General features: G+C 50.4%; 1 rRNA gene. It reads left to right on the top strand.

The window, feature by feature from the left end:
- Positions 1-679: ribosomal RNA gene (locus HP456_RS24640) — 23S ribosomal RNA — on the top strand; the annotation flags it as partial.

Below are 679 nucleotides of genomic sequence, written 5' to 3'. Positions count from 1 at the left end.
GGTTAAGTTATGAAGGGCGCACGGTGGATGCCTTGGCACTAGGAGCCGACGAAGGACGGGACTAACACCGATATGCTTCGGGGAGCTGTAAGTGAGCTTTGATCCGGAGATTTCCGAATGGGGGAACCCATTGTTCGTAATGGAACAATATCCATATTTGAATACATAGAGTATGGAAGGCAGACCCAGGGAACTGAAACATCTAAGTACCTGGAGGAAGAGAAAGCAAATGCGATTCCCTGAGTAGCGGCGAGCGAAACGGGAAATAGCCCAAACCAAGAGGCTTGCCTCTTGGGGTTGTAGGACACTCTATACGGAGTTACAAAGGAACGGAGTAGACGAAGAAGTCTGGAAAGGCTCGTCAAAGAAGGTAACAACCCTGTAGTTGAAACTTCGTTCCCTCTTGAGTGGATCCTGAGTACGGCGGGACACGTGAAATCCCGTCGGAAGCTGGGAGGACCATCTCCCAAGGCTAAATACTACCTAGTGACCGATAGTGAACCAGTACCGTGAGGGAAAGGTGAAAAGCACCCCGGAAGGGGAGTGAAAGAGAACCTGAAACCGTGTGCCTACAAGTAGTCAGAGCCCTGTGCATCTTTCCTTTGGAAAATGCCGGGTGATGGCGTGCCTTTTGTAGAATGAACCGGCGAGTTACGATCCCATGCAAGGTTAAGTCGAT

This window comes from Bacillus haikouensis (genome assembly GCF_013179555.1).
Taxonomy (GTDB): Bacteria; Bacillota; Bacilli; order Bacillales; family Bacillaceae_B; genus Rossellomorea; species Rossellomorea haikouensis_A.
This window is presented reverse-complemented; position numbering and strand designations above follow the sequence as displayed.